The 23,123-nt window shown below is 43.1% G+C and carries 28 protein-coding genes and 1 pseudogene; 19 read left to right on the forward strand and 10 right to left on the reverse strand.

Going from position 1 to position 23,123, the window contains the following annotated elements:
* Positions 1 to 29 precede the first annotated feature (29 nt).
* A complete protein-coding gene (locus L1D11_RS14545; RefSeq protein ID WP_239833763.1) occupies positions 30 to 284 on the reverse strand; it encodes a DUF333 domain-containing protein in 255 nt (84 codons plus the stop codon).
* Between the two features lie 305 nt (positions 285 to 589).
* Between L1D11_RS14545 and L1D11_RS14550 the strand changes: the two genes are divergently transcribed.
* Positions 590 to 1,108: an NUDIX hydrolase gene (locus tag L1D11_RS14550; RefSeq protein WP_239833762.1), complete on the forward strand. Its 519-nt coding sequence runs from the start codon at positions 590 to 592 to the stop codon at positions 1,106 to 1,108.
* Between the two features lie 30 nt (positions 1,109 to 1,138).
* On the opposite strand, the gene L1D11_RS14555 is transcribed toward L1D11_RS14550, so the two are convergent.
* Entirely contained in the window at positions 1,139 to 2,209 is a 1,071-nt protein-coding gene (locus L1D11_RS14555; protein ID WP_239833761.1) for a tyrosine-type recombinase/integrase, read from the reverse strand.
* A gap of 133 nt (positions 2,210 to 2,342) precedes the next feature.
* Between L1D11_RS14555 and L1D11_RS14560 the strand changes: the two genes are divergently transcribed.
* From L1D11_RS14560 to L1D11_RS14570, 3 genes are all read left to right on the forward strand, one after another.
* Positions 2,343 to 2,723 carry a hypothetical protein gene (locus tag L1D11_RS14560; RefSeq protein WP_102444965.1) on the forward strand — a complete coding sequence of 127 codons (381 nt, stop codon included), beginning with the start codon at positions 2,343 to 2,345 and terminating at the stop codon, positions 2,721 to 2,723.
* A 162-nt stretch (positions 2,724 to 2,885) separates the two neighbouring features.
* Complete coding sequence (locus L1D11_RS14565) at positions 2,886 to 4,547, forward strand: TaqI-like C-terminal specificity domain-containing protein (RefSeq protein WP_239833760.1); 1,662 nt, start codon at positions 2,886 to 2,888, stop codon at positions 4,545 to 4,547.
* Positions 4,548 to 4,550: 3 nt separating this feature from the next.
* Positions 4,551 to 5,288, forward strand: a complete 738-nt coding sequence (locus L1D11_RS14570) for a PaeR7I family type II restriction endonuclease (protein ID WP_239833759.1) — start codon at positions 4,551 to 4,553, stop codon at positions 5,286 to 5,288.
* Positions 5,289 to 5,349: 61 nt separating this feature from the next.
* Here the strand turns inward: L1D11_RS14570 and L1D11_RS14575 are convergent, their stop codons facing one another.
* From L1D11_RS14575 to L1D11_RS14595, 5 genes and pseudogenes are all read right to left on the reverse strand, one after another.
* Entirely contained in the window at positions 5,350 to 5,844 is a 495-nt protein-coding gene (locus L1D11_RS14575) for a hypothetical protein (protein WP_108092042.1), read from the reverse strand.
* Positions 5,845 to 5,928 (reverse strand): annotated as a pseudogene (locus L1D11_RS14580) (bacteriocin); the annotation flags it as partial.
* 179 nt (positions 5,929 to 6,107) lie between these two features.
* The gene (locus tag L1D11_RS14585) at positions 6,108 to 7,028 is read right to left on the reverse strand and encodes an HNH endonuclease signature motif containing protein (RefSeq protein ID WP_239833758.1); all 921 of its coding nucleotides are present in this window, start codon (positions 7,026 to 7,028) and stop codon (positions 6,108 to 6,110) included.
* A 3-nt stretch (positions 7,029 to 7,031) separates the two neighbouring features.
* A complete protein-coding gene (locus L1D11_RS14590) occupies positions 7,032 to 8,399 on the reverse strand; it encodes a hypothetical protein (RefSeq protein ID WP_239833757.1) in 1,368 nt (455 codons plus the stop codon).
* The gene (locus tag L1D11_RS14595) at positions 8,396 to 9,016 is read right to left on the reverse strand and encodes a phage repressor protein CI (RefSeq protein WP_239833756.1); all 621 of its coding nucleotides are present in this window, start codon (positions 9,014 to 9,016) and stop codon (positions 8,396 to 8,398) included. Before L1D11_RS14595 ends, L1D11_RS14590 begins: the two co-directional genes overlap by 4 nt.
* 90 nt (positions 9,017 to 9,106) lie before the next feature.
* Between L1D11_RS14595 and L1D11_RS14600 the strand changes: the two genes are divergently transcribed.
* From L1D11_RS14600 to L1D11_RS14645, 10 genes are all read left to right on the forward strand, one after another.
* On the forward strand, positions 9,107 to 9,319 hold the full coding sequence (locus L1D11_RS14600) for a hypothetical protein (RefSeq protein WP_004742462.1): 213 nt from the start codon (positions 9,107 to 9,109) through the stop codon (positions 9,317 to 9,319).
* A 114-nt stretch (positions 9,320 to 9,433) separates the two neighbouring features.
* Positions 9,434 to 9,973, forward strand: coding sequence for a phage regulatory CII family protein (locus L1D11_RS14605; protein WP_016793057.1), 540 nt, complete (start codon positions 9,434 to 9,436; stop codon positions 9,971 to 9,973).
* An 11-nt stretch (positions 9,974 to 9,984) separates the two neighbouring features.
* Positions 9,985 to 10,278, forward strand: coding sequence for a hypothetical protein (locus tag L1D11_RS14610; RefSeq protein ID WP_239833755.1), 294 nt, complete (start codon positions 9,985 to 9,987; stop codon positions 10,276 to 10,278).
* Between the two features lie 110 nt (positions 10,279 to 10,388).
* Positions 10,389 to 10,895 carry a hypothetical protein gene (locus L1D11_RS14615; protein ID WP_239833754.1) on the forward strand — a complete coding sequence of 169 codons (507 nt, stop codon included), beginning with the start codon at positions 10,389 to 10,391 and terminating at the stop codon, positions 10,893 to 10,895.
* Complete coding sequence (locus tag L1D11_RS14620; protein WP_239833753.1) at positions 10,892 to 11,344, forward strand: DUF3850 domain-containing protein; 453 nt, start codon at positions 10,892 to 10,894, stop codon at positions 11,342 to 11,344. The genes L1D11_RS14615 and L1D11_RS14620 overlap by 4 nt, the downstream gene beginning before the upstream one ends.
* Positions 11,341 to 11,742, forward strand: a complete 402-nt coding sequence (locus L1D11_RS14625; protein WP_239833752.1) for a hypothetical protein — start codon at positions 11,341 to 11,343, stop codon at positions 11,740 to 11,742. Before L1D11_RS14620 ends, L1D11_RS14625 begins: the two co-directional genes overlap by 4 nt.
* A complete protein-coding gene (locus L1D11_RS14630) occupies positions 11,742 to 11,972 on the forward strand; it encodes a hypothetical protein (protein WP_239833751.1) in 231 nt (76 codons plus the stop codon). The genes L1D11_RS14625 and L1D11_RS14630 overlap by 1 nt, the downstream gene beginning before the upstream one ends.
* Positions 11,969 to 12,154 carry a hypothetical protein gene (locus tag L1D11_RS14635; RefSeq protein ID WP_239833750.1) on the forward strand — a complete coding sequence of 62 codons (186 nt, stop codon included), beginning with the start codon at positions 11,969 to 11,971 and terminating at the stop codon, positions 12,152 to 12,154. Before L1D11_RS14630 ends, L1D11_RS14635 begins: the two co-directional genes overlap by 4 nt.
* Complete coding sequence (locus L1D11_RS14640; RefSeq protein WP_239833749.1) at positions 12,154 to 14,685, forward strand: replication endonuclease; 2,532 nt, start codon at positions 12,154 to 12,156, stop codon at positions 14,683 to 14,685. The genes L1D11_RS14635 and L1D11_RS14640 overlap by 1 nt, the downstream gene beginning before the upstream one ends.
* A gap of 111 nt (positions 14,686 to 14,796) precedes the next feature.
* Positions 14,797 to 15,018: a hypothetical protein gene (locus tag L1D11_RS14645; RefSeq protein ID WP_239833748.1), complete on the forward strand. Its 222-nt coding sequence runs from the start codon at positions 14,797 to 14,799 to the stop codon at positions 15,016 to 15,018.
* Here the strand turns inward: L1D11_RS14645 and L1D11_RS14650 are convergent.
* Positions 15,015 to 15,266, reverse strand: coding sequence for an ogr/Delta-like zinc finger family protein (locus L1D11_RS14650; protein WP_239833747.1), 252 nt, complete (start codon positions 15,264 to 15,266; stop codon positions 15,015 to 15,017). The two genes, L1D11_RS14645 and L1D11_RS14650, sit on opposite strands and share 4 nt — an antisense overlap.
* A 320-nt stretch (positions 15,267 to 15,586) precedes the next feature.
* Here L1D11_RS14650 and L1D11_RS14655 point away from each other — a divergent pair, with 320 nt between their 5' ends.
* Both L1D11_RS14655 and L1D11_RS14660 read left to right on the forward strand, forming a co-directional pair.
* Positions 15,587 to 16,207: a hypothetical protein gene (locus L1D11_RS14655; RefSeq protein WP_239833746.1), complete on the forward strand. Its 621-nt coding sequence runs from the start codon at positions 15,587 to 15,589 to the stop codon at positions 16,205 to 16,207.
* Between the two features lie 286 nt (positions 16,208 to 16,493).
* On the forward strand, positions 16,494 to 16,898 hold the full coding sequence (locus tag L1D11_RS14660) for a hypothetical protein (RefSeq protein ID WP_239862601.1): 405 nt from the start codon (positions 16,494 to 16,496) through the stop codon (positions 16,896 to 16,898).
* A 513-nt stretch (positions 16,899 to 17,411) separates the two neighbouring features.
* Here L1D11_RS14660 and L1D11_RS14665 read toward each other — a convergent pair.
* Both L1D11_RS14665 and L1D11_RS14670 read right to left on the reverse strand, forming a co-directional pair.
* A complete protein-coding gene (locus tag L1D11_RS14665) occupies positions 17,412 to 18,431 on the reverse strand; it encodes a phage portal protein (RefSeq protein WP_171762919.1) in 1,020 nt (339 codons plus the stop codon).
* Positions 18,432 to 18,435: 4 nt separating this feature from the next.
* Complete coding sequence (locus L1D11_RS14670; protein WP_239832713.1) at positions 18,436 to 20,214, reverse strand: terminase family protein; 1,779 nt, start codon at positions 20,212 to 20,214, stop codon at positions 18,436 to 18,438.
* A 176-nt stretch (positions 20,215 to 20,390) separates the two neighbouring features.
* On the opposite strand from L1D11_RS14670, the gene L1D11_RS14675 reads away from it, so the two are divergent.
* The 3 genes from L1D11_RS14675 to gpM are packed head-to-tail and all read left to right on the forward strand — an operon-like array spanning position 20,391 to position 23,003.
* On the forward strand, positions 20,391 to 21,266 hold the full coding sequence (locus L1D11_RS14675) for a GPO family capsid scaffolding protein (RefSeq protein WP_239832710.1): 876 nt from the start codon (positions 20,391 to 20,393) through the stop codon (positions 21,264 to 21,266).
* On the forward strand, positions 21,267 to 22,277 hold the full coding sequence (locus tag L1D11_RS14680; RefSeq protein WP_239832707.1) for a phage major capsid protein, P2 family: 1,011 nt from the start codon (positions 21,267 to 21,269) through the stop codon (positions 22,275 to 22,277).
* 9 nt (positions 22,278 to 22,286) lie between these two features.
* Positions 22,287 to 23,003, forward strand: a complete 717-nt coding sequence (gene gpM / locus L1D11_RS14685; RefSeq protein ID WP_171328119.1) for a phage terminase small subunit — start codon at positions 22,287 to 22,289, stop codon at positions 23,001 to 23,003.
* Positions 23,004 to 23,123 lie beyond the last annotated feature (120 nt).

Consider the following 23,123-nt stretch of genomic DNA (forward strand, 5'->3'; position numbering starts at 1 on the left):
ATAGTAGGCAGCTTACGTAATGTCATTGGCTAGTTTTCTTCTTTTTGAACATGATTATTGCGGTAATATTCCCATTGTTCAACGCGCTCACCGTCATCGAATACACAGTAAGTTGTACGTTGATTGTTTTCAGTAACCGTGTCTAATTCACCGTCCTGTTGAACACAATAAACCGCTGCTGGGTTAGCGACTGAAACACGTTGGCCTTCGCTATATTCTGCATAGTCGTTTGCACAACCGCCTAATACAACGGCACATACAGCCATCAAACCAATTTTCTTCATGTCTATCTCCTACGTGATAACTCTATAATCGAATGCGTTAAGTTCTACAGAACCAAATGAGAAGCTCTATGAAATGAGTATATTTTAGATTTCAGAAAAGGTTGTCCTAATTTGGTCAAGATATTGAAATAGGTTGATATTTCTCCATGTTTAACTACTTTTTGAGTGTTAGATCAAGCTAAGTGGATTCGAGTTACCGTTGGAATATCCCCGTCCGATAAGTTCTTGTTGTTGACGATTGTGAACCTCGAATCTATTGATGATTATGATATGATGCCGCCAAATTCAGTAGAGCAGTCACAATCATGAGACACCTAAAAACAACCATCCACCCTGATATCGACCATCTAGACAATAAAACGGTCTATAAGCGTAACGCTGCCCGTGCCATTGTGTTAGATGGGGAAGATATTCTGATGCTTTATACAGAGCGTTACCACGACTACACCATTCCCGGTGGTGGTTTGGATGAAGGGGAAGATGTGATCGCAGGCATGGTTCGTGAGCTAGAAGAAGAGACCGGCGCTAAGAATATCCATAGCATCAAGCAGTTCGGTATTTTTGAAGAGTTTCGCCCTTGGTATAAAGACAATGCGGATATGATGCACATGATTTCTTACTGCTACTCATGCAAAATTGATCGCGAGCTTGGTGAAACGGCTTACGAAGACTATGAAGTGAAAAACGGAATGAAACCGGTGTGGATTAACATTCATGAGGCAATCGCTCATAACGAGAAGACCATGGCCGAGAGCCCTAAAAAGGGCATGAGCATTGAGCGGGAAACGTTTCTGCTGCATTTAGTAGCGAAGGAAATGCTATAGGCTAAAAACGTTTGGAAGCTCTTTTTAACGCTAAATAACATTCTCTGTCGCCACTTTGTCGCCACTTTTTGGCGGCAAAGAATTCAGAGGATTAAAGTGAATAGCATCGCTCAGGTGGCTCGGTGCAAAATGTGAGTAACGCATCGTCATTGAAATATCGGTGTGACCTAAAATGTTTTGCAACACCAAAATGTTCCCTCCATTCATCATAAAATGACTCGCAAAGGTATGGCGTAAAACATGAGTTCCTTGCCCATTGGGTAAATTAGGCAACGCTCGAGTAAGCCATTTGTAGACAGTGCTATATGCACAGCCAAATAGGCGGCCTGATGTATCTTTGTGAATCAGATGATAAAGCTCTTCTGATATAGGCACCGTCCTATTTCTTTTTCCCTTGGTGTTGATAAAGGTCACTTTGAATTTAGAGAGTTGAGATCCTTTTATCTCGATAGCTTCTCGAATCCTTGCCCCTGTTGCTAGGCACAGTTTTATTATGGCTGTGAGTTCTTCACTCATCGGACTCTCTTTTACTTCATCAAGTAGGTGATTGATCTCATCGACGGTTAGAAACGCTAATTCTGGCTCTGAGGTTTTAAGTTTTCGGAGATCAGCAATTGGGTTTAGGCCCTTCCACTCCTTCAAGCGAATAAGTTCGCTAAACATACTTTTGAGCCAGATGAGATCATGGTTATGTGTGGCTATAGAGATAGGTTGATTTGTAGCGCGCTTCTCTTTGTTACGACCGTTATAGAGGCGCTTTGCGCGGTAGTGAGCAAGCATTCGTTCATTGAGCTGATTCGCGATAGGGTCATTTAAAGCTTCACATACGATTTCCATTCTTCGCTTCGCCCTAAGCCCTGATTTGGTGTTTACACCATGTAGTTGGTACCAGAGCTCAATAAGTTGAGACAGCCTACGGTGATCTGGTTTGTCTCCCATCCATGGCTTATCGTCAACTTCCTTCATCGTATGAAGCTCAAAAGCCTTGGCTTCGCCTTTAGTCGCAAATTTCTTACGAACACGCTTTCCCGCTCGCCCGTTTGGGTAACATTCGCAGATCCAAGGTTTGGTAGAGCCATCTTTTAAATTGCGGATAGACATAATAAAGCCTAAAATAACTGTATATAAAAACAGTATAAGTCGAGCTGAAACGGAGAACAATGTTTTATATCGGACAAAAAGCACAGGTTAGATACCTTTCTCAAAGTGCTAAGAAAGCTAATAGGTTTTTGCTATGTACCAATCAATTCATGTGACTGCTGGTTACAGTCACTTCAAAATCAACAGTGATGGTCCAATTGGGGTAAGTAAGAAGAACCAAGGGGTGATTGATGCGCTGTTGAAGCTAGGCAATCGCTTTACGGCGCCATTTGGTGGGTTTATAGAAGCAGAGAACGTAGTGGGTTTGAAATGGGTAAAGCTGGTCGATATTAAGTATCTGTGCACTGATGAGGAAGCCGAAACTATCGAATATGTGATACAAAAAGACCACTATGTAGTGGGTACGTATCAAGACCAGAAGTTGTACATTTTGTTGTTTGGTGGGGAGCCAAAGCACCACCAGATTAAAGGCCTTGAACAAGATGGGAAAAACAATGTGTTCGGATTGTTTTAAATACAACACAAAGAAATGTCCATGATAGATAATATGAACAATTTATTAATTTAAACAATGAGTTATATAGTTTTCGGTTGCTTTTCTTAAGAATATTTAAGGAGAGAAAATTGTTCGCATTTCTGGTAGCATTACTTAAAATTTCATATTACCGACCAAAACATGCAATTAGCCTTTCCAGAGATTGAAAATCATTTAGACTCCTTAAATTGGGGCGCCTCAGATCAAGAAAAAGGCGAGGTTTTTACCAACCCCCAAATTGTTAGTTTCATGCTAAAAACCTCAGGTATTGCTGATGCCCTCAACTCGAAGAACACTCGTATACTAGAGCCGTCATGCGGGCAGGGTGAATTTGTTGTAGCGATTGCTAAGCTTCTGGTTGCAAATTTAGCAGATAACCAAGAACGCTATTCTATAGACTTTATTAAAAGTCTTGTTCAGGCTTTCGATATTTCCGCTGAAAATATTTTGATTGCTAAGCAGAGAACCAGTGAAGTATTAATGCAATCTCTAACAGCTGATGAGGCTGACTTAATTGTTGAAAGCTGGTTTTATCATGGCGATTTCTTATTAACTGATTTCTCTACGTGCTTCAGTCATGCAATTGGTAATCCACCATACGTTCGAATCGAGAACATCCCATCCCCTTTACTCTCTGCGTATCGCTCTCGCTACCACACAATGAAAGAACGTGCAGATTTATACATAGCGTTTTATCAGAAATGCCTGGAGCTACTCGAGGCAAAGGGGGTGTTGTCTTTTATTTGTACGGACAGATGGACTAAGAATAGTTACGGTTCTTCATTACGCGGTTTTATATCAGCTAGCTATCAACTCGACCTATACGTAGATCTTTATGGCCAATCAGCATTTCAATCTGATGTTTTAACGTACCCTGCAATTACTCAGTTCTCAAGACAGAAACATAACTCAACAAAAATACTGCATAACCCAGAGATAGATTCGGATCTTTCAGATACAGTTTATTCAATACTTACAGGTCAAGAAAAGTGCTCAAATAAACTAACTGAAAGGAAGGACATTATCGATGATGAGAAGCCTTGGTTGTTTGGGTGTGCAGACGAACTAAATCTAATTAAAAGATTAGAGAAAGACTTCCCTACAATGGAAGATGTCGGTTGCAAGGTCTACATTGGGGCTGCAACGGGTAATAATAAAGTTTACATAGTTGGCGATGATGCGGTGCTAGAACCAAGCCGTAAAGTACCTTTGGTTACTGCAACTGACATTCGCACAGGCACACTGATTCCCTCAGGGAAGTTTATCGTGAACACTTATGATAATAATGGTGTAGTCGAACTGAAACACTTTCCAATGCTCGAAAAATATTTAACTCAGTTTCAAGAAGTTTTACAAAAACGACATGTTGCTAAGAAATCACCACACCATTGGTTTAAGACCATTGACCGGGTTTATCCAGAGCGTGCGACCCAAGAGAAGCTTTTGATACCTGATATCAAGTCTAAGTTGACCACTGTATATGACTCTGGTCAGTATCACCCAAATAATTCCATTTATTATATCTGCTCATCTAATTGGAATTTGAGAGCTTTACAAGGTGTTCTAATATCGGGGATCGGACAGCTTTTCGTTGAGAACTACTCAACGAAAGTCGCCGGGGGTAATTTGAGGTTTCAAGCTCAACATTTAAGACGAATTTGCTTACCACGGTGGGAAGATGTTGACTCTGATTTGGCTACAGCTCTTTCAGAGGTGGCTATAAATAATGACATTGAGAAATCGATTCTCTTAACATCCAAACTATATAATTTAAATAAACAAGAAAGACAGTTGCTAGGTTAATAAATGAATGAATTAGTAAAAAGTGCTGTTAGAAACTTTTGGGCAGTAAGAAATGGTGGCACTGGAGTATTAGGTGGAAAAACGCTAGATGGATTTATTGCTCTAATCAGCCAAGTTGTTGAGTCTTCGAATCTTGAAGATTTTCAAATCCACACAGGGAAAAATACCTCCCAATTGCCTGGCTACTTCAGGCCTCATAAGTCATGGGATATTGTTGTAACTTCCAACGGTTATTTAGTCGCAGCTGTTGAGTTGAAATCGCAAGTAGGATCAATCGGTAATAACTTTAATAACCGTACAGAAGAGGTTCTGGGGAGTGGATTAGACCTTAGCACCGCTATCGAAGAAAACGCATTCTTACCAGGCGTACGCCCATTTATGGGGTATCTTATTTTAGTTGAAGATTCAGAAACTACGAGGCGTTCTGCTCGAATCAGTATGGATCATTTCCCTGTGATGCCGGGGTTCTTAGCTGATGAAAATAGTAGGGATACACACTACCAACCAGTAAATGGCAAATATCCGCAAGCTGCTGGTGTTTCTTATCTAGAACGTTATGAAATTTTGTGTCGTAAACTTATGGCTAGACGCATTTATGATGCGGCGGCGGTTATGGCAGCTTCAAGCGAAAACTCAAGTTCTGGTAACTATCGAAATTTGAGTGGTGCAACAAGTGTTGAAGCATTCGTGCAACAACTAACAAACCACTGTAACCTTTTCGCCAGTTTTGGGCGTACCTAAGCGAAATGGTAGTGTTTTGGGCCACGCCTTTTGTGTGGCCTGAACTTACAGGAAAGACATGTTATAGCTGAACTGAAACTTGCCAATTCATTGACTTAGCTCTTGCTAATAACTCGGGGATAGATGACATCACGATGTTCTCTGTCCTTTTGTTTACCAGCGCGACCTTGTGGCGCTCTCCTAGTTGTTCAGCTGCGTGAAGTTCACCTTCAGTAAAAGCAAAAAAATAGCCTGTAAAATCCTCTTTAACTGACTCTTTGTTTGTCGTTTTTATCTCAATGAAATTCATCAGAGCCAGGTTAGCTTTAATCGAATCTAAACAATTAAAATTAATGGAAACGCCTTCAGGTAGCTCTATCGCATCAAAACTGGTCCGTTTAATATTAATGCCGCAATCAGAGAGCAAACTGAGTAAATTATTAAGCTCTTTTGCTTTTGGCCTCTCAATCCACTGTTGTTTTTTTTGAATCGCTAAGTTTTCACCTTGCGAACCGCTAGTGCTTGAAAGTCTGTCTACATGTTCCTTTCTGAGTTGGAGGATATCGATTATATCCATCTACTTCTTCTCCATAACCAAAGTAACTCTACCCACAACTCTCACTTTATCTTCTTCGACTGTTAGAGCCGAGACGTTAAAGCTAAAATGTTATTGGCCCGAAGTGTGTCAAACTTGTTGATATTAAGTACCTGTGTAGACGTTATCAAATATGCAATGCAAAAAGTCCATTAAGTTGTCGGAACATATCGAGCAAACAATCTATACATTTATTTTTCTAACAACAAGTTGGCTGAAAACGCCCCGTACTGTGTAGCTTTTTATTAGAATCCGTATATTTTTCTATGCCGACTTAAATAGAAAGCATGCTCACTCGTGAGCCCTATTATTTCAGTATTTTCATTGATACCAAATGCATTAAGAGTATCAATAGGTAGAGTGGAACTAACTAGCAACTTACCATCATCAGCGAACGAAATTAGTCCCTTGTCGAATAGTTTGTCAGCATTTGGAGATAATGGCAGACCGTTGTAGCCATCTATCTTTTCTTCGTCATCACTTAAAGCCCAAGATACAATATGCGAGGCAATAAGTAGTTCAGGGATAGCAACATTGGTAACCGGGCATGTATCGTTCCATATATCGAGCACCTCATCACGAAATGCTCCCTGACCAATACGAGCATTTGATCGTGCTTTTCGAACCCCACCTTTTGTAGCTTTACGTTTTTTTCTACGTTTAGATCCACTCTTAGCTTTAGAGGGCTGTTTTAACTCATCTAAGTTGACGCTATCTAAGCTAGATAGAACAATACTGGCTACTCCTTCTGGAATCGCTACCATATAATTCTGTGTAGCATTGCCTTCAATATTGAAAAGCTTCGGCTCACATTGCTCATTAAATCGTTCAATGATGTGATGTTTAAATTCATCGGTAGGAACTGGGCGATCTAATACAATAAGGTTTACGTCTACCTTATTGCCATCTTTCTTCCATTCATCGTAGGTTCGACTTTCTGGTCTAGGTGCAGGGTAGGCATCGGCCATAGCTTGAGCTACGTATATAATTCGTTTGTTCTCGTGACAAATGATAACGTCATCTTTCTTGATGTTTGGAACGTGGCCCCATCCTGCTTTAACAGTTTTTTCACCGCTTTTTGTATATGAATGAGATGGAGCCCAAAGGAATTTGTAGTCTCGAACTTCTTTGTATGAGACCCCAAGATTTACCCAGTAATATGACATGATCTACTTTGCTTTCTTGTTTTTTAGTACAGCATCGAATACACGATCGTAGCTAGATTGAGTTTTATCGACAGATGATGCATCTACAAAGTGATCATCACCATTGAAGTAGTGTTTTGCGAGGTCATTTTTTGCTTTGGTTCTTTCGTCTTTTGCATGTTCTGCGAAATAGCCATCAATGGACGCAAGCTGAATGCTTTTCTGATTGTAGCGCCGCTCGTCGGTACGATGGCGAGCTGACTCTCGAAGCATATAAAAACCTGGCGCAGAACAAAAAGCCACGAAGAACCCACGCATTATGAGCATTGTGTACATAGGGTTACCTTCCGGGTCTAAATAATCTGAGACATTAAACCCTTTACCTATGAAGTACCAAATTGTTGCAAGTAGCCAAGCTATACCGTAAATTCGCAACCAGTTAGCTGTGCTTCTTTCTTGGTCAGCCTGCTTCTTACTACTGTCGGCTAACTTGTCACTAGCGATATATGCAAGGGATTTTCTGAGTTCAGCGTTCAGACCTACAAACTCATCTACTTCTTTTTGAACTCTTTCGGATAGCTCATTGACTTGAGTTTCTACGTCTTGTGCTTGTGAGGAAGTCTGTTCATGGAACTGCGCAACAGACGCTTCAAGTAGAGACTTGCTGTAGGAAGTGATCTCTTCTCGAATTTCTCTCAAAATCTGAGATTTTTCAGTCTCGTTGTGGCTAGATAATGTAGCCAAGTGGTCATCTAATTGTGTAACGAGGGAGTTAATCCCTTTAGTTGTTTCTCGTCTGATTTTGTTTAGTTGCTCTTCCCCGTCTGAACTGATCTGAGATAGTTTGTTCTTTGCTTCTCTGTTTACTTCCGATTGGCGTTTTTCTAATTGAGCAATTTGCCCTTGAAGCCTATCGTTCTTATATGAGGGAAGGTCGACGTTGAAGGTATTATTTTGAGGGGCTACACGATGTGATTCTAGTTCTAGATACTCAGGAGTAAAAAGTCTACTTATGAGGCGTTCTTCTTTAGAGTACTCTGAGAAGACTGACTCAACGTGCTCTCTACCCAGTAAGTTTTCTACAGATTTCTGACCTCTTAGAAGTTGAATAAACTTCCAAAGTTCGAGTATCGCAGGCCCTTTTGATAGCTCATTGATAAGGGGGAGTCTTTCATTAATGGAAACAATGAGCTTGTCTACTAGAGTTATGTTATAGCGAGTCCAATTAACGTCGATACAATCACGTTCTAGCATAGATATTTGTTCAATAAGCTCACTATCGTTTTTAGATTGTCTTAATGCATGAGCTGGCTTCTTAGCTACTCTGACTAGATAGGCCAATTCTGCGCCTTTTGCTTGCGTTAGCTTTCTTGATAATGTTTCAGACATCATTTCTTCTCCATCACTAACGCAACTCTACCTACAACCCTCACTTCATCTTCTTCGACTGTTAGAGTCGAGCCATTAAAGCTGATTGCTAGCTTCTTGCCTGGCAAACGCTGAATGTCATTGAGTGAGAGTAGGCCGTCCATATCCACTAGGTAAGTGCCGCTTACTGCTTGGTGAACTTCTTTATCGACAATGAATGTAGTCCCATCGTGCTCGATGCCCATTACATTCAGAACCCCAAGTTTGTCTAAGTAGCTTTTATCAAAAGCTATCGTTTCATTGCCAACAAGTTGGCCGTTTGAAAGTGAAAAGAGATCAACATCGAAGAGTTTTTTTACTTCGTTTTTCTTAGATGTATGGGTTTTCTTTTCATCAAACGGTTCACCTTCTCCCAAGGCTAGATATTTGATAGAAGCTCCAGTCCTCAAATGAAGTCTCACAATCACTTCGTAAGGGGTTAACCCTCTCTGGTGCCAAGTCGATATCGTGCCTTTTGACACACCTAAGCACTCACCAAGCGACTTAAAGTCACTTGTTTTTGTGACGAGCTTCATCCTTTCTGTTACATCCCTACCGCCGATGTACTCAAAAGAGGGTATTTTTTCTTGATATTCACTCATAAAAAGTCTAAATTTTCACTCAACGGTTAACCGCGAGGTGCAACTCGCTAGTCCGGTACAACACATTCAATAACATAACAGGATATCACTATGCTCTCATATCAAGTAGTCCTAAATACGCCTTTCATGACGTACGACCAATACTCTCAGTTCTCTGGAATGCCTAAGCGTACCATCATGGACTGGGTAGCCGATGGTCGCTTACCTATTAAAACTAAAGCGAAAGGTAAAGAAACTCCTCTCATCAATATGATCGCCTTAGTAGAAATGGCGACTCGTGAAGCTATGGAAAAGTTGGGGTAGGCCGTCATGCGTTTATCTTCCCTAATTCCAACCAAAGAGTATTGCCCCTTATGGCTCAATGTTCTTGGTTGGGGCTTCGTTTTCGTCCCGTTTGTCTTCAATTGAGTATTGGTTATGAACGAAATTGACTCAATGTGCGAATTCCGTGGCTCTAAACAAAAGGCATTTAACGAAGCGTGTTGTGCATTTGCGAACTCGGAGAACATGACCAAGTTAGCAAAGGCCGTGGATATGAATGCCACTATGCTGCGTAACAAGCTCAACCCAGAGCAGCCGCACATCCTTACCAGTGTAGAACTTGTGATGATCACCAAGGCGAGTGGCAACTTCACCATTCTTAATAGCCTTTTGCTTGGCCTCGGTGTGGTGACCGCACAAATCCCCAATGATGCGAGTGAAGAAACCTTCATTAAGCGCGCATTAGAGAACGCGATGCACTCTGGTGACCTGTCTCGTATGGCTTTAGAACATGCAGGACAAGATCGCCTTAGTCGCACTAACAAACACGTCATTATCCAAAAGGCACAAGCGGGTATTAGCAACCTTGTGCTCCTTATCAACGATATAGAAAGCCGGACAAAAGGCGTTTCCCCATTCTTAGCTATGAGTGTGGATTTGGTCGCCAATGGTTCGGCTATTCCCGGCTTAAGTTAGAGGAAAATAGTATGTCAGTTGCAACAGTCGAACATTCACACCTAGATGTACCACCACTAGAAAACCCATGCCCTGATTTGCCTTGTTGGTCTTTGAACCGCGAGCAAAAGGAACGCGGCCTAACGTTTTTAGAGCGAACAAGGAAAGAGCTTGGCGAACGCCAATTGCAGCCACTTCGTTTACGTCGAGCAGAGCTACAAGCTCAGTACACCAAGAGTGATTGCAACGCAGAACGAAAGCGCCTTTCACGTGAGATTAACCGAATTGATGCCAACGCGAAGGATGTACTTTCGCGCTGGTCATAACCGAGTTACACCCAAGCCAACCTAGCCACTAGGCATTTTGCCTATAACCCTTATCCCTCTTTGATTTAAAGAGGGAGGGTTTTTTATATCCAAAATCTGAGGAATTGATGATGAGTGAACAAGTTTTAGTAGAAATCAGAGACTCGCTAAGAGAGATAAAAGCGTTGGCATCGTCAGTAATGGTGATGAACTCTGACTCTTTCACACCTGCGCAAGAACAAGACTTGGAAGAGAGCCTCAGCCAAGTTCGCGGGGGTCTGTTTGTTGCTTCACAACCTGCCGAAGTGTTGGCATTAAAGCAAAAGTTAATGAATGGCCTAGATGCTGATCGTGAAGTGTTCGATATCGTTCACGCGATTAATGTATTGGCTATGGCTAACGCAGATGTGATTCATATTTTTACTCGTTATTCGGCTCATGTGAATTGCTTGTTTGTCAATGTGGAACCAATGGACTCTGATTACTCTAGCGTCAAGCGAAAATACATATACGCGGCTGATGTGGATATTGATAAAGAAGAAGCTTTGGAACAGCTTCTTTCGATTGAAAGCAAGCTGACTGAGCTAATTATTGAAGCGCGTGAAGAAGCTGAAACAAATGTTGAGGTGGAAGCATGAGTACTTTCAAACTTCATGAGTTAAAAACCCAATCTGTCCATTTCACTGAAGTGTTAGCAGGCCGTAAAACTAACGAAGTTCGATTCAATGATCGTGACTTCCAAGTTAACGACTGTTTAAACCTGCGCGAAATTGACGAAAACGGCGATTACACAGGGCAGGAAATGAATGCCCAAATTTGTCACATCCTACATGGTGATCAGTTCGGTTTAGAAAAGGGGTGGTGTGTACTTTCACTTACGAACGCTACCCACACCAAAGCGCAAACATTAATTGAGTACCTGCGTGACCGTTTACAAGAAACATGCGATTGCATTGAAGCGGGTTATGACATTGTGCGCTCTTCTGGCCACACCATTGATGATTCTCAAGCAACTGTTGAAGATGGTCGAGTGTTCATTGAAATAGCTAACCAATACCTAAGCACTATTGCAGAGGTGGAAGCATGAGCATCATTACCGTATTCCGAAAAGATTTAGAGCACGGCCTTCGTGGTGAAGGCTTTACCTCTCGAAAAATTGAGCAGTTCGTTCGTGTATTCAATAGCGTTGATTCAAGCCAAGGCGTAATGCTTCAACTTGATTCTACTCGTGCCATGTTGGTGAACGTGAACGGCACTGAGCAAGGGCTATGCCTTGAAGACTTCATCACTGCTTGGTGGGTTTTCTGGGTTGTGGTGTTCAACCAATCAACTGATCCCGTCACTCATAACCAAGCACTTGGCGCAATTCGCGCACTCTTCTTTGTTTCTGCCTGCACCAAAAGCACTAGCCAAAACGCAACTATGCAAATGTGGTGGCGTGACTGTGAGCCTGTTCACGGCCACCCAACTTTGGAGGCTATTTGATGCTGAGCTATGTAGCAGTTGCACTTAATAACGGTGGCGGTGTTGTGCGCCATGATGAAACCAATGAAGTAAAGAACGTGTTGCTGGGTGAGTTTGACTCACCAGAACCAGCGATTGATACGGCTTGCGAGTTGTTCAACTGCCAGCACGTTTTGAACGGGGTAATTATCAAAGGCAACCATACGGGTGGCCACATGATCATGGATACACAGGAGCTAGCTGCGTTATGAGCGAAGCACAGAAAGTTGCGACTGAAGCTCCTGATTATGTTGAAACTCTAGTAGTAGTAATGCTGGAAGGTGATCACCTAGATAATGAAGTGCTATTGGGTACTTTGCTATCAGGTGATGAGTCTATCCAGGTTCAATTGAAGATCACTCGTAAGCCCACAGATTTTTTGGATGAGTGTTAGTGACATACTATCAACCAGTTAAACCATTAAATCGCTTTTGGTTATGCCCTTTACCTGCCATAGATGAAGGGCTTATTTGTGTTCCTGCAGGTTACGAACCCGCTAATTTAGAACCTGAAAATCTTTCAGTTGTTGAGCGTAAGTTATATGAAGTAAACCCTGCAGACAAAGACTGGCTTTCTGGACACTTTTCTGGGCTTCCACACTACCTAACTAAGTATTTCGCAAATCGCTATGTTTCTATTTTTAAGAAGCAAGGCCGCTTTGCCGCAAACACTTTCATTCGTGAAAAAATGGTGCCCGCGCATAGGCGTGTTTTGTTGGTGCTAGAGCAATACAAACAACTTCCTACTACTTCTAAGGTTGCTTTGCTGAGTGGTGCTGTCGACGATGATAGCAAGCCTCAGCAAAACAACGTTGAACAAGCGAACCAGCAAGCCTGTTTCGACTTCGACCAAGCCGAGAAAAAGCGTAAACCTGTTAGAAGCAAAATCATTGCCGAGCTAGTTGAAGATGAACTTCGAGAAATGGCATTCAAAATTGTGTCTATCTTGATTCGCTATCAAACGGCACTGACTCAGGCCATAGAATGTGAAACTGAGAACGGTGAGAACATCGCGGCATTAATGGTCTACAAACAGTGTGTTTCTTTGGTACGTAGCTTTGGGGTAAAAACACCAAGCGATGACAAGAAGATTACGCCTGAAAATATCATGTCGTCTATCTCTAAACTGAGTTGTGAAAAATGGTGGTTTAGACGCTTAAAGCGCATTCGTAAAATTATGCGCGAGCACTTAGCTATTGCTATGGGGCAGGTGTCGGCGAAGGCGTCACCTTATGCTTCATGGGATTGCATTCAAGAACATAAAGTTCAGCAAAAGAAGAACTGGGATTTCATTCAAGGCCAGCTACTTAGAGAAGAGGCCACTGGTGAAGAAGTTGAAATGGAAGAAATGGTGTTGAAAAGCATGTCAAACCCAGCCATTCGTCGTCATGAGTTAATGGTTCGTTGCCGTGGTTGTGAAGATATCGGCAATGAACTTGGCCTACAAGGTTTGTTCCTAACACTGACAGCACCATCGAAATATCATAATAGCTATAAGAAAGGTGGCTTCATTCCACACTGGAACGGCGCGAGCCCACGTGAAGCACAAACCTATTTGAATAAGGTTTGGCAGCGTATTCGTGCTAAGTTAGGTCGTGATGAGATTCGTTGGTTTGGTATTCGAGTTGCTGAGCCACATCATGATGGTACTCCGCACTGGCATTTGCTGATTTGGGTTAAGCCTAAGCATGTGGCCAAGGTGCGTGACGTGTTTATTCGCTATGCGGTCGATGAAGACAAAGAAGAACTTTACCCGTTCTTCGATCGCAACGAAAAACGTGCAGCCAAAAAGCAGTCTATTCAAGGTCCATTCAATTATCAGCCTCGTTGTGACTTTGGGTATATCGACCCAGAAAAAGGCACAGCAACGGGTTACATCGCTAAGTACATTTCTAAAAATATTGACGGCTATGCCATGGGTGAAGAGGTTTCGAAAGAGACCGGGCAATCTGTGCAAGCGATGGCCAAAAACGTCAACGCCTGGAAGAGTCGTTGGGGTATTCGTCAATTCCAATTCTTTGGTGGGGCGCCGGTTACCACTTACCGTGAACTGCGCCGACTAGCTAGCCAAAACAAGAAAGCCTTTATGGAATACGTTTTTAAGCAAGAACGTGAAGAGCTAGCTTCTATTTACCTAATGTCGATGTACCGTTTGGTTGGTCCCTTTAAGCCTGCGCATGTCATGACGAATGCTGAATTAGTGGCTGTGATTGCTGAGAACTATGAGGCGAGGGCTGATACTGACCAAGTGAATGTCGCAGGAACAATGAAAGCGGCCGACCACGGTAACTGGAAAGGCTACATCATGGGGCAGGGTGGGCCATTCGTTAAGCGTGAGGATTTGTTGATCACGAACTCTTATGAAGTGCTGCCGTTTGCTTCTCCGCATGGCGAAGACGTTCGCAAGATAGAAGGCTTTGTTGCTGCAGGTGAGTTGGTTAAGACACGTCTTAAGACCTGGCAGATAGTAACAAAAACAGAAAAGAGCGGTGAAGCTGAAGCGGGGGCTTTTGATCTTGCTCTTTCTGGAATCTCCGATTCCTCTCGGAGTTCTGTCAATAACTGTACGCTACCGCAGAAAGTACAGGTCAGCGATCAGCTTAAGCGATTATTAGAACCTTACTCAGTAGGTGGTGGGTTACCGCCAAACATTGATGGCTCAGCTCTATTCGCGCTGCAACAAGGAAGTTCAATTCGAATAGATGATGAAACGAGTATAAGAATTCGTCCTGCGGAACATCTACCATGCGGCACGGTTCGCCCAGCGCAGTTGGTTGAAGAGTACCAACCCAAACCAGATTTAAGCTGGTTAGATGATTTTGAGGCAAAACAGCCTAGACCTTTAGCTGGAGAAGATGACGACTATGAATATGAACAGCCTAATTTGTCGTTCTTTCCTGAAACCGCTGAATGGCCGCTGATATGAAGCTCAGATTAGTTATCAGAATGAGGGGTGAATCTCGCTTCATAAAAACACTGTATGAATATTTATAAAAGTACTGTATATTTATCCAGTATTTTGGTTTGGAGTAGAGCTATGTCATTAAAACAACAGGACATATTTTTACAAGCGATGGAGTTCATTATAGATGCTGTAGCACTCAGCACTGAAGGTGAAAGCAGAGCTGATATAGGTATTTATTTGATGGGTTTATTGGTTGCAGACCAAAGAGAAGAGTTGAAGCCTGAAAAGTTAGCCGCAATGAAGCAGCTAATTGAAATGGCTGATGGTGGAGATAGCCCGGAATTTAAACTTTAGAGGATTGATAGCTGTTGTTTTAGTTCTTGGCGCTGATCGGGTGCCAGGGCTTTAACCATTTCAAAAGCTAACTGAGAAGTCGTTTTAGCCGAAGGGCTAAGAGTATGGCTGAAGGTTAGGTTCATCACAAAGGAATGACCGCATTCGGGGTCACTACAACTACAATATAAGTCGCTATAACCCGCTGAAATACGGTTTGATTTTTGTATGCGGGCTTTCTCGCCACACTCCTGGCAAATTACTCTCATATGACACCATGAACCTATCGAAATGATAAGCCCATGGTACTAAATTATGGTGAGGATTTATACAGCCCTCAGGTTTTTGAGGATGTCTTTTTGTTTTTTCTAGGGGGCGTGCTTACCTAGATGAGCCACAGTTGTTGGGTTATGTAAAAGATTCTGTATTTATATACAGAATCTTTATGCCTGGTAAGGCTGTTAGAGCGCCAACTCATAATAATTTAGACTATATGCACTAAAGTGCTTTAAATTTAATTATATATGAAATATGGTATTGGCCCAGGTAATTAGTACTTAAAAAAGCATCAATCAGGAGAATTTAACAAGTGGAAACGACTAACGTTAATCCAAGCGCAACTAAAAATACAAAAATTTTAAATAAATTCGGTACTATCGCATTCGGTCTTATCGTTATTGGTTCATTCTTACCTGTACTAAACACATCTTTTTGGGGCAGTTCCGCTTCAATTACAGGTGCTGACGCCTACGGATTTTTTGTCGTATTCCTGATGTTTACCGGTGCTGCTAGTAGTGCTATGGGTTTACCCAAAATTTTAGCTAAGGGTATTGCCGGTTTCTCTCTTGCCTACCTTTATTACTATCTATTCGGTGCTATCAGTGATCTGATTGATATGGCTTCAATGTTTGGTGGCCGCCGTTCTAGTGGTGTCGGTTCATTAATCGAAATAGTTGTAAATGTATTCGGCATAGGTGCGTTTGTCTTACTCGCAGGCTTTGTGTTACTGAACCTTTTTATGTTTAAATCATACCGTCTTCATCCACGATTTGAAGCACTTGAAACTTTGTTAGAGCACTATACTTCTCAAGTGGCGGAAAAAACAGCAACGAAATCAGCTGAAATTAAGAAAGCGGCTGAAGAGAAAGCGGCTCAAGTTAAAAAAGAAGCTGCAGATGCCAAGACAGAAGTCAGCTCCAAAGAGCAATAAAAGCCAGAAGGTAATAAAGGTTAAGCTAGCGAAGCAAACCGTCATTAGCCGAAAGTAAGGCTTGACTGAAGTGATATGGAGCGTTTTATTCGCTCCTTTTTTTGTATCTGCCATATTATCCACCCAAATCACACCCACCCCCCCCGGAAAACGCTCTGGAAAACAGATTGTTAGTGATGTTCTCGTTAATTAATGATTTATATGATTAATTCTGTGAATGGTTATTGTGTTCTGTCTCTTTTTTTGAATAATAGTGTTTCCTTTAATATGCAAAAGTATTTATAAAATGAAAATTGTTAATTTTTTTCTATCAACAATGCTACTTGTTGGGACCGCTCACGCCAATGACGTAGTTCAGCTAATTGGCCCTTACAATGTATCTTTTGAAAAGGCTCAAAACTCTGTTGTGAATTTCTATTTGCCTCAGGGGAGCATTGGAGTTGTTGGCCTTACTGGTGGGGATGAGTTTTCTGAAGCACAAGCTCCTGCAGGGATTTTTGAGACCATATCAAAGAATAAGAAAACTATATTTCTAAAAACGAAACAAGATGAAGGCGAGTCTGCAAGTTCAGGGATTAGTACCAAGTGTGGACTGACCTTATCCGTTGTAATTCATACGATAGCAAAGACCTCTGCTGAAGGAACAATTAAGCCTAAACTGTCTATTAATACACCAGCTAACTGTATTTAGTGTTTTAACTTAGTATCAAGCTTTAAGTAAAGTATTTCTTCTAGCCACCGCTCATGGTGGCTTTTTTACGCCTGTCACACAGCCCCACCTAAAACACAACCAACCCACGGAAAACGCACTCCTCCTCCCCACCTGAAGCGTTTTCGATCTCATTTTTTCGCAATTCTATTTTAGTGAAATTCTTGCGCAGCTATGGAAGGCTAACAAGCCGCTAGCCCTTTAGGAATAACGGGGCTTGCCGCAAGTTAACAGTGCTCAAAATGGCTTACAGAGCGCCTAGTAAAATTGCGAAGAGTGCAAAAAATTGCAAGGAATTGAAATTTTGATGATCAATGATGATCTGGTTGGTTTTATTAAGCTATTGAAATTATGGGGTTTTTGTATTTTAGGTCAGTTTTTTAATGATCGTTTGTATTTTACGACGATCGTTTGAGTTGTTTCTCAGCCCTTATGAGGAAAGGGCTGAGCGCAAATTGAAGATAAAAACGTAATTGCAAAAAAACATCACGCCACTTAGGCCGCCACATTGTCCAAATTGAAGGTTAAATGCAGGTGTTTGGGTACTTCTGGGTCGCTGTTCACTGCATCCATGAACATTTCGCAAGCGGGTATCACTTCATTTTTACAGTAAACGTAATCGAATTTAATCGGGTCACCACGAGTGCCACCATTGGGAATTATAGCGGCCAGTTCAACAGGGAAGCGGTGACCGGTGATCACCTCTTGCGCGGTGACGTTTTTAATTTTCTCGTACTCATCTTTTGTCGCAATGTCGCCAACGGGTATCAATTGAATCCCTTTCTCGTTGCCGTTTGGAATGTTGATGAACATCGAGCGGAAGTTCCCCACGCCACGGCTTGAAGCCATCTTCTGCTTTAGGTCTTCCTCATCGTCTTTACTCAAGTTCGGGTCAGTCGCATAGAAGATAAAGCCCATGTGCAAACCGTTTTTATAGTAACGGCGACGGAACGTGGTGGAGTCCTGGCTAAGCAAAGCAGATTGAACACAACCAAGGTAATCCGGTCCACCGTAGACTTGCTGCACTGGGTCATATTGTTTGATGAAAATGATGTCTTCTTTCTTGTAACTCTTCTGTTTGTCGTCTCGCTCTAAGAATGCGAAGTCACCGTTCTTACGTTTACGTAAATACATCGTAGGGATAGGCCATAGCCCTATGACTTTACCAAAGTAGTTACGAAGCTTAAGCAGGGCAGTGTCACCAAATTCTAAGAAGTCATGTACGGCTGATTGCATTTGTTGCTTCTGCATTCCACCTTGGGTGTAACGGCCCGCAATCATGTTACGGCGAGCCATTAAGATAGAACCGTGATAAGCGTTAGCCCGAGTCAGTTTATTCAAGCCCGCTCTATCGAGTGGCGGTTCCCAGTAGTTCCCATCCTCGTTGTAGTAAAGCTCGTTGTATTCGTAGTTGGTGAAATCACGGTCCATGATTTCTGGCTCACCAAAGCTAAACATCAAGCTTTCATCATTAGCGGATTCTTTCGTGATTATTTCTGTTGTCTGTTCAGTCATTGATTTACATCTGCCAAGTTGATTTACGTTTTTCAGAGTGATCGAGCGGCTCATTAATGCAGGCATGGGAAATTGCCCAAAAGGCATCGGCATGTCCGGTTAGCTCGCTGCGTTCTGCTTTGAAGGTCATGTTGTTACCGCTATTGGTGGTCGCTCGCTTGATGGCCATGAATGCCATGGCGATGTCTTTGTGTTCTGCATCAAACTGAATGCGGTTGGCTTCGACCACATCTATCATCTTCATCACCAAGCGGTTCTTACTTTCATTACTGTATTGAATGGCCACGGTTTCTCGCGGGTGTTTCTTGTTAATCAAGTCATAGACACCCGCGCCAATCCCCGTTGTATCAATACCCAAATAGCTCACGTTATAACGTTCAAATACTTTTGATACTTGCTGCGCCTGGTACTGAAAATTCAACCCTCGCCAGTAGTGCTTTTCAAGTACCCTGAATTTTTCAACGGCAACAATCGGCGGTGCTACGACAACTAAGCAAGCATTGTCTCGAGTTCGGCTGGGGTCGTAACCTAACCAAACTTCACGGCGATCGAAGGGGTCTTTGTCATTGGGCTTGAAGTCTTGCCACCGGCTAATGTCCACCATGGCTTTTTCAAGGGCTGAGAACTTGAAGACGGAGCTGGCGCCATCAACGAAAATACACATAAACAGGTTATCAAAATCGTCTTTGCTGTATTCGTCGCGCAGTTCATCAATATCAAAAAGCTCACAGCCGCCTGCAGCCGCATCTTCAATCGTGACTATGTAACGCCATTGCTTATCTGGGCAAATTCGGCCGCCGTCTCGATATTCGTCAAAGGTAGGGAACTCAATATTGGTGCGAGTATCACGTCCTCTGCGCCATTGGTCACCGGTCCAAAATGTGTAAGCCTGGTGCGTTTTAGCGGAAGGGGTAGAGAAGTAGGTTTTACGCCAGTTCTTATGGGTCGCCATAGCGGAAGCGAGCTTGTTGAGTTCATCGAATTTCGGGATCCAGAAATACTCATCCACATAAACATGGCCATGATAACTTTGCGCGGTTTTTGAGTTGGTGGATAAGAATCTAAGCTCAGCTCCGTTAGAGAGAATGATCGGGTTACCCGTCAATTCAACACCTAAAAATTCTTCACCAATCGCAATAATGTAGCTTCTGAATACTTCTGCCTGGGCGCGAGAAGCGGATAAGAATATCTGGTTATCGCCAGTCAAAATCGCATCTTCTAACGCTTCGCCACTGAAGTAATAGGTGGCGCCAATTTGACGGGATTTAAGAATATTACGTGTACGTTGGTGCAGGTTGTTACGCATCGTGTGCTGATATTCAAAGAGTGATTCATGCCAGGTCGCGAAGTTCTCTTTGGTCAGCTCAGCAATGTTGTTCTTCTTTTTACTTTTCTTTTTCGGCTTGTCGTCAGACTTATTTGAACGCGAGCTCTTACCGTTAGTTTTAGCCACAGGTTCAGTTGCGTTAGATGAGTGTTTATCTCCAACTGGCTGAGCTTGAGCATGGGATTTTTTAAGTTGTACGTGGTGCTTGATGAGCCTATCAAGCATATCGAGCTGGCCTTTGGTCGGGTTTTCCAGCTCAAGCAGGGTTTCAATTCTACGCGCTATCGATTCATCAATCGTTTGCTCGCGCAACATATCACGCCATCCAAATTTGTCAGCCCAGTGATAAATGATTCTGGTGCTGTTCAAACCTAGTTCGGAAGCGATTTCATTGGGCGTCCAAGCCTTTAAATAAAGGGAACGGGCCGCGTGTCGTGTTTCAGGAGAATATGCCATGAACCAATCATACGCCGAGGTAACAGCCTAAATTGCATAGCAAAATTCGGATGGCTTCGGATACGCCCTGTATCCGAATTGGTCGGAATTGAAGTGGCTGAAACGGGTAAATCAAACGCGTATTGTGAATGCCAGAAACACCTAACTGACAAATTAATACTAGGTAAAAAACTCAAATGGCAAAAACCAGTGATTGGAAAATTGTAGCAACAGAAGGGCCGACGGTTGATGGTCGTAAGATCACCCGAGAATGGCTCATGCAGATTGCAGAAAATTATGCCTTGAGTGAATACACCGCTTTGATTTGGCCTGAACACAAACGCTTTGCAGGTTACGGAAGTAACTGGGGCAAAGTGCTTGCCGTAAAAGCTGAAGAAGTGGATGGAAAAATGCGCTTGTTTGCCAAGCTTGAACCTAATCAATATCTACTTGAAGCCAATAAGCTTGGGCAGAAGCTGTTTACCTCCATAGAACCCAATCCAGACTATAAAGGGCAAGGAAAGTGCTACCTGATGGGATTAGCCGTGACCGATTCCCCGGCGTCGTCTGGTGTTTCATTACTTCAGTTTTCGCGACAAGAAGGTCAAACCACAGAGCTGAGTTGCAGCCAACTGGAAGAAATCAGCCTTGATGAGTGTTACTCAAAAACAGACCGATTCTTTGCCTTGTGTAATGCCTTTTTCAATTCTGGTGATGAACAACCAGAGCCACAACCTGATCCTGAACCAGAGGAAGAAGAAGTGACCGAAGAACAATTCAAAGCTGCGATGAAAGAGCAGTTCGGCATTATGAAAGGTGAGCTAAAGGATGAACTCAAACAAGAGTTTAACCTGCAAACGCAAACACCTAACGAACCCGAAGCCAAACCCGAAGGTGAAGTTCAAACGTTCTCTTTGGAGCAGTTCTCTAGTGAATTAGAGAAGCAGCTTGCTCCTGTAGCCGAGCAAGTACAAAACCTTGAAACCCAGTTCGCAAAGCTTAAGCAAGAAGTCCCTGGTCAAAAGCCTGGTGAAGAAGGCAGCGGCGGCGAATCAACAGTGGAGGTCGTGTAAATGCTCAATGCAGTATCGACTCAATTTTTAGATGAATATTGCCAAGCCGTAGCAAAAGCGGGCGGCGTTGTAGATGCGTCTAAGCAATTCAATATCACGCCTGTGATGGAAACCAAGCTTCGCCAAGCCATTGTTGAATCGGACTCTTTCTTAAACCGTGTTTCGAATATCTCGGTTGACCAAATTAAAGGTCAAGTGATCGATGTGGGTGACAGTGGTTTGCTGACAGGTCGAGTTAAAGACGGTCGTTTCATGGGCTCTCTTGACCAAAGCGGCAATACCTACGAGCTAACCGAAACGGACTCAGGCGCTCATATCAACTGGATTACGATGACAATCTGGGCGAACTCGGGTGGTAAAGGTCAGTGGATGAAGCTGATGAACAACGCCATTACGCGTAATTTTGCTTTAGATAAGCTGCGTATTGGTTTCCACGGCACCTCCATTGCGGGTGAGAGTACGGATCCTAAAGCAAACCCAATGGGTGAAGACGTTAATAAAGGTTGGCTTCAACTCGCAAAAGAGAAGGCACCGGCTCAAGTCTTACCTGCGGTGAAATTGGATTCGACAGGGGCAACCGAGGGTTCATATCGAAACCTGGATTCACTGGTTAACGATCTGATTAACACTACTATTCACGAAGTGCATCAAGGCGACCCTGATTTAGTGGTTTTGATTGGCCGCAACTTAGTGGCCGCGGAGCAGCATCGTTTATTGGAATCGGCTGAAGTACCCACCGAGCACAAAGCCGCGCAGAGCTTGGCTAAGACCGTTGCAGGTAAAACGGTGTATACACCGCCATTTTTCCCGCCAGACATGATTTGGGTAACGAACTTAACCAACCTGCAAATCCTGACTCAAAAAGGAACGCAGTGGCGTAAGTCTCGTAATGAAGAAGACCGTAAGCGCTTCGAAACGTCATATCTTCGCCAAGAAGGTTATGCGGTGGGCAATTACCACAAGTTTGCAGCGATTGAAAAAGTCACTGTCGTTGTGCCAGCCGCAGGTTAAGGGGAAGACATGGCCAGTCCATTAGCGAAGTTGCGCCAAGAAGCCTTGGCAAAACAGCAAAAGCAATCGACACCTGAGAAACAGTCTGTTGCTAATCCTAACAGCCTTCACCTGCTTTTAGCTGAACTCGAAAGTGATTTGAAGGTGCTAAAAACCTTCAATCGTAAGGATGAAAAGGTTAACCACAAACGTGAAGTTTTGGTCCCTAAATATCGTGAAGCCATTGAAGCTTACCTAGCCGGTGACGAGCAGTTCGATAACCCGTTATTTACTCAGATGGTGATTTGGCTATTCGATATCGAAGATTTAGAAACCGCCATCAAGTGGTGTGATATCGCTATCGAGCGCGGGTTAGATACACCAGAACGATTCAAGCGTGATTTTGCCACCTTCTGTGCGGATGAAGTCTTGGCCTGGTCAGAGCGTATGGCAGACAAAGGACAATCGATTGAGCCTTACTTCTCCCAGGTATTTGAGAAGGTCACTGACGACTGGAGCATCAACGAAAAGCCCACGGCTAAATGGTTGAAGTTCGCGGGCCTGTACCTACTGCGTAACGATGAAGGTAAGCCTCATGCGGCCTCTGTCGGAGATGTGCCGACGTTACAGAAAGCTCGAACTCATCTTCAAAACGCGCATGAGCAATACAGCGCGATTGGTGTTAGCACCATGATCGATAACATCGACCAACGTATCCGAGCATTAGAGAGTGGCGACAACCTCTAGCTTAAAACAGCTCCTATGCCACCGCGCCTCGACTGACGAGGAAGAGCAAGTGATTCATCACCCTGCTTATTCCGTCGACTCAGTGGCTAGAGGCGCCCTAATTAACTGCAGTAGCAAAAA

Origin of the sequence: Vibrio sp. Isolate32 (assembly GCF_022397955.1) — a bacterium.
GTDB lineage: Bacteria > Pseudomonadota > Gammaproteobacteria > Enterobacterales > Vibrionaceae > Vibrio.

What these genes read in the sequence shown, in the direction of transcription:
- L1D11_RS14545 (WP_239833763.1), bottom strand. Translation starts at nt 284, where the DNA reads ATGAAGAAAATTGGTTTGATGGCTGTATGTGCCGTTGTATTAGGCGGT.
- L1D11_RS14550 (WP_239833762.1), top strand. Translation starts at nt 590, where the DNA reads ATGAGACACCTAAAAACAACCATCCACCCTGATATCGACCATCTAGAC.
- L1D11_RS14555 (WP_239833761.1), bottom strand. Translation starts at nt 2,209, where the DNA reads ATGTCTATCCGCAATTTAAAAGATGGCTCTACCAAACCTTGGATCTGC.
- L1D11_RS14560 (WP_102444965.1), top strand. Translation starts at nt 2,343, where the DNA reads ATGTACCAATCAATTCATGTGACTGCTGGTTACAGTCACTTCAAAATC.
- L1D11_RS14565 (WP_239833760.1), top strand. Translation starts at nt 2,886, where the DNA reads ATGCAATTAGCCTTTCCAGAGATTGAAAATCATTTAGACTCCTTAAAT.
- L1D11_RS14570 (WP_239833759.1), top strand. Translation starts at nt 4,551, where the DNA reads ATGAATGAATTAGTAAAAAGTGCTGTTAGAAACTTTTGGGCAGTAAGA.
- L1D11_RS14575 (WP_108092042.1), bottom strand. Translation starts at nt 5,844, where the DNA reads ATGGATATAATCGATATCCTCCAACTCAGAAAGGAACATGTAGACAGA.
- L1D11_RS14585 (WP_239833758.1), bottom strand. Translation starts at nt 7,028, where the DNA reads ATGTCATATTACTGGGTAAATCTTGGGGTCTCATACAAAGAAGTTCGA.
- L1D11_RS14590 (WP_239833757.1), bottom strand. Translation starts at nt 8,399, where the DNA reads ATGATGTCTGAAACATTATCAAGAAAGCTAACGCAAGCAAAAGGCGCA.
- L1D11_RS14595 (WP_239833756.1), bottom strand. Translation starts at nt 9,016, where the DNA reads ATGAGTGAATATCAAGAAAAAATACCCTCTTTTGAGTACATCGGCGGT.
- L1D11_RS14600 (WP_004742462.1), top strand. Translation starts at nt 9,107, where the DNA reads ATGCTCTCATATCAAGTAGTCCTAAATACGCCTTTCATGACGTACGAC.
- L1D11_RS14605 (WP_016793057.1), top strand. Translation starts at nt 9,434, where the DNA reads ATGAACGAAATTGACTCAATGTGCGAATTCCGTGGCTCTAAACAAAAG.
- L1D11_RS14610 (WP_239833755.1), top strand. Translation starts at nt 9,985, where the DNA reads ATGTCAGTTGCAACAGTCGAACATTCACACCTAGATGTACCACCACTA.
- L1D11_RS14615 (WP_239833754.1), top strand. Translation starts at nt 10,389, where the DNA reads ATGAGTGAACAAGTTTTAGTAGAAATCAGAGACTCGCTAAGAGAGATA.
- L1D11_RS14620 (WP_239833753.1), top strand. Translation starts at nt 10,892, where the DNA reads ATGAGTACTTTCAAACTTCATGAGTTAAAAACCCAATCTGTCCATTTC.
- L1D11_RS14625 (WP_239833752.1), top strand. Translation starts at nt 11,341, where the DNA reads ATGAGCATCATTACCGTATTCCGAAAAGATTTAGAGCACGGCCTTCGT.
- L1D11_RS14630 (WP_239833751.1), top strand. Translation starts at nt 11,742, where the DNA reads ATGCTGAGCTATGTAGCAGTTGCACTTAATAACGGTGGCGGTGTTGTG.
- L1D11_RS14635 (WP_239833750.1), top strand. Translation starts at nt 11,969, where the DNA reads ATGAGCGAAGCACAGAAAGTTGCGACTGAAGCTCCTGATTATGTTGAA.
- L1D11_RS14645 (WP_239833748.1), top strand. Translation starts at nt 14,797, where the DNA reads ATGTCATTAAAACAACAGGACATATTTTTACAAGCGATGGAGTTCATT.
- L1D11_RS14650 (WP_239833747.1), bottom strand. Translation starts at nt 15,266, where the DNA reads ATGAGAGTAATTTGCCAGGAGTGTGGCGAGAAAGCCCGCATACAAAAA.
- L1D11_RS14660 (WP_239862601.1), top strand. Translation starts at nt 16,494, where the DNA reads ATGAAAATTGTTAATTTTTTTCTATCAACAATGCTACTTGTTGGGACC.
- L1D11_RS14665 (WP_171762919.1), bottom strand. Translation starts at nt 18,431, where the DNA reads ATGACTGAACAGACAACAGAAATAATCACGAAAGAATCCGCTAATGAT.
- L1D11_RS14670 (WP_239832713.1), bottom strand. Translation starts at nt 20,214, where the DNA reads ATGGCATATTCTCCTGAAACACGACACGCGGCCCGTTCCCTTTATTTA.
- L1D11_RS14675 (WP_239832710.1), top strand. Translation starts at nt 20,391, where the DNA reads ATGGCAAAAACCAGTGATTGGAAAATTGTAGCAACAGAAGGGCCGACG.
- L1D11_RS14680 (WP_239832707.1), top strand. Translation starts at nt 21,267, where the DNA reads ATGCTCAATGCAGTATCGACTCAATTTTTAGATGAATATTGCCAAGCC.
- gpM (WP_171328119.1), top strand. Translation starts at nt 22,287, where the DNA reads ATGGCCAGTCCATTAGCGAAGTTGCGCCAAGAAGCCTTGGCAAAACAG.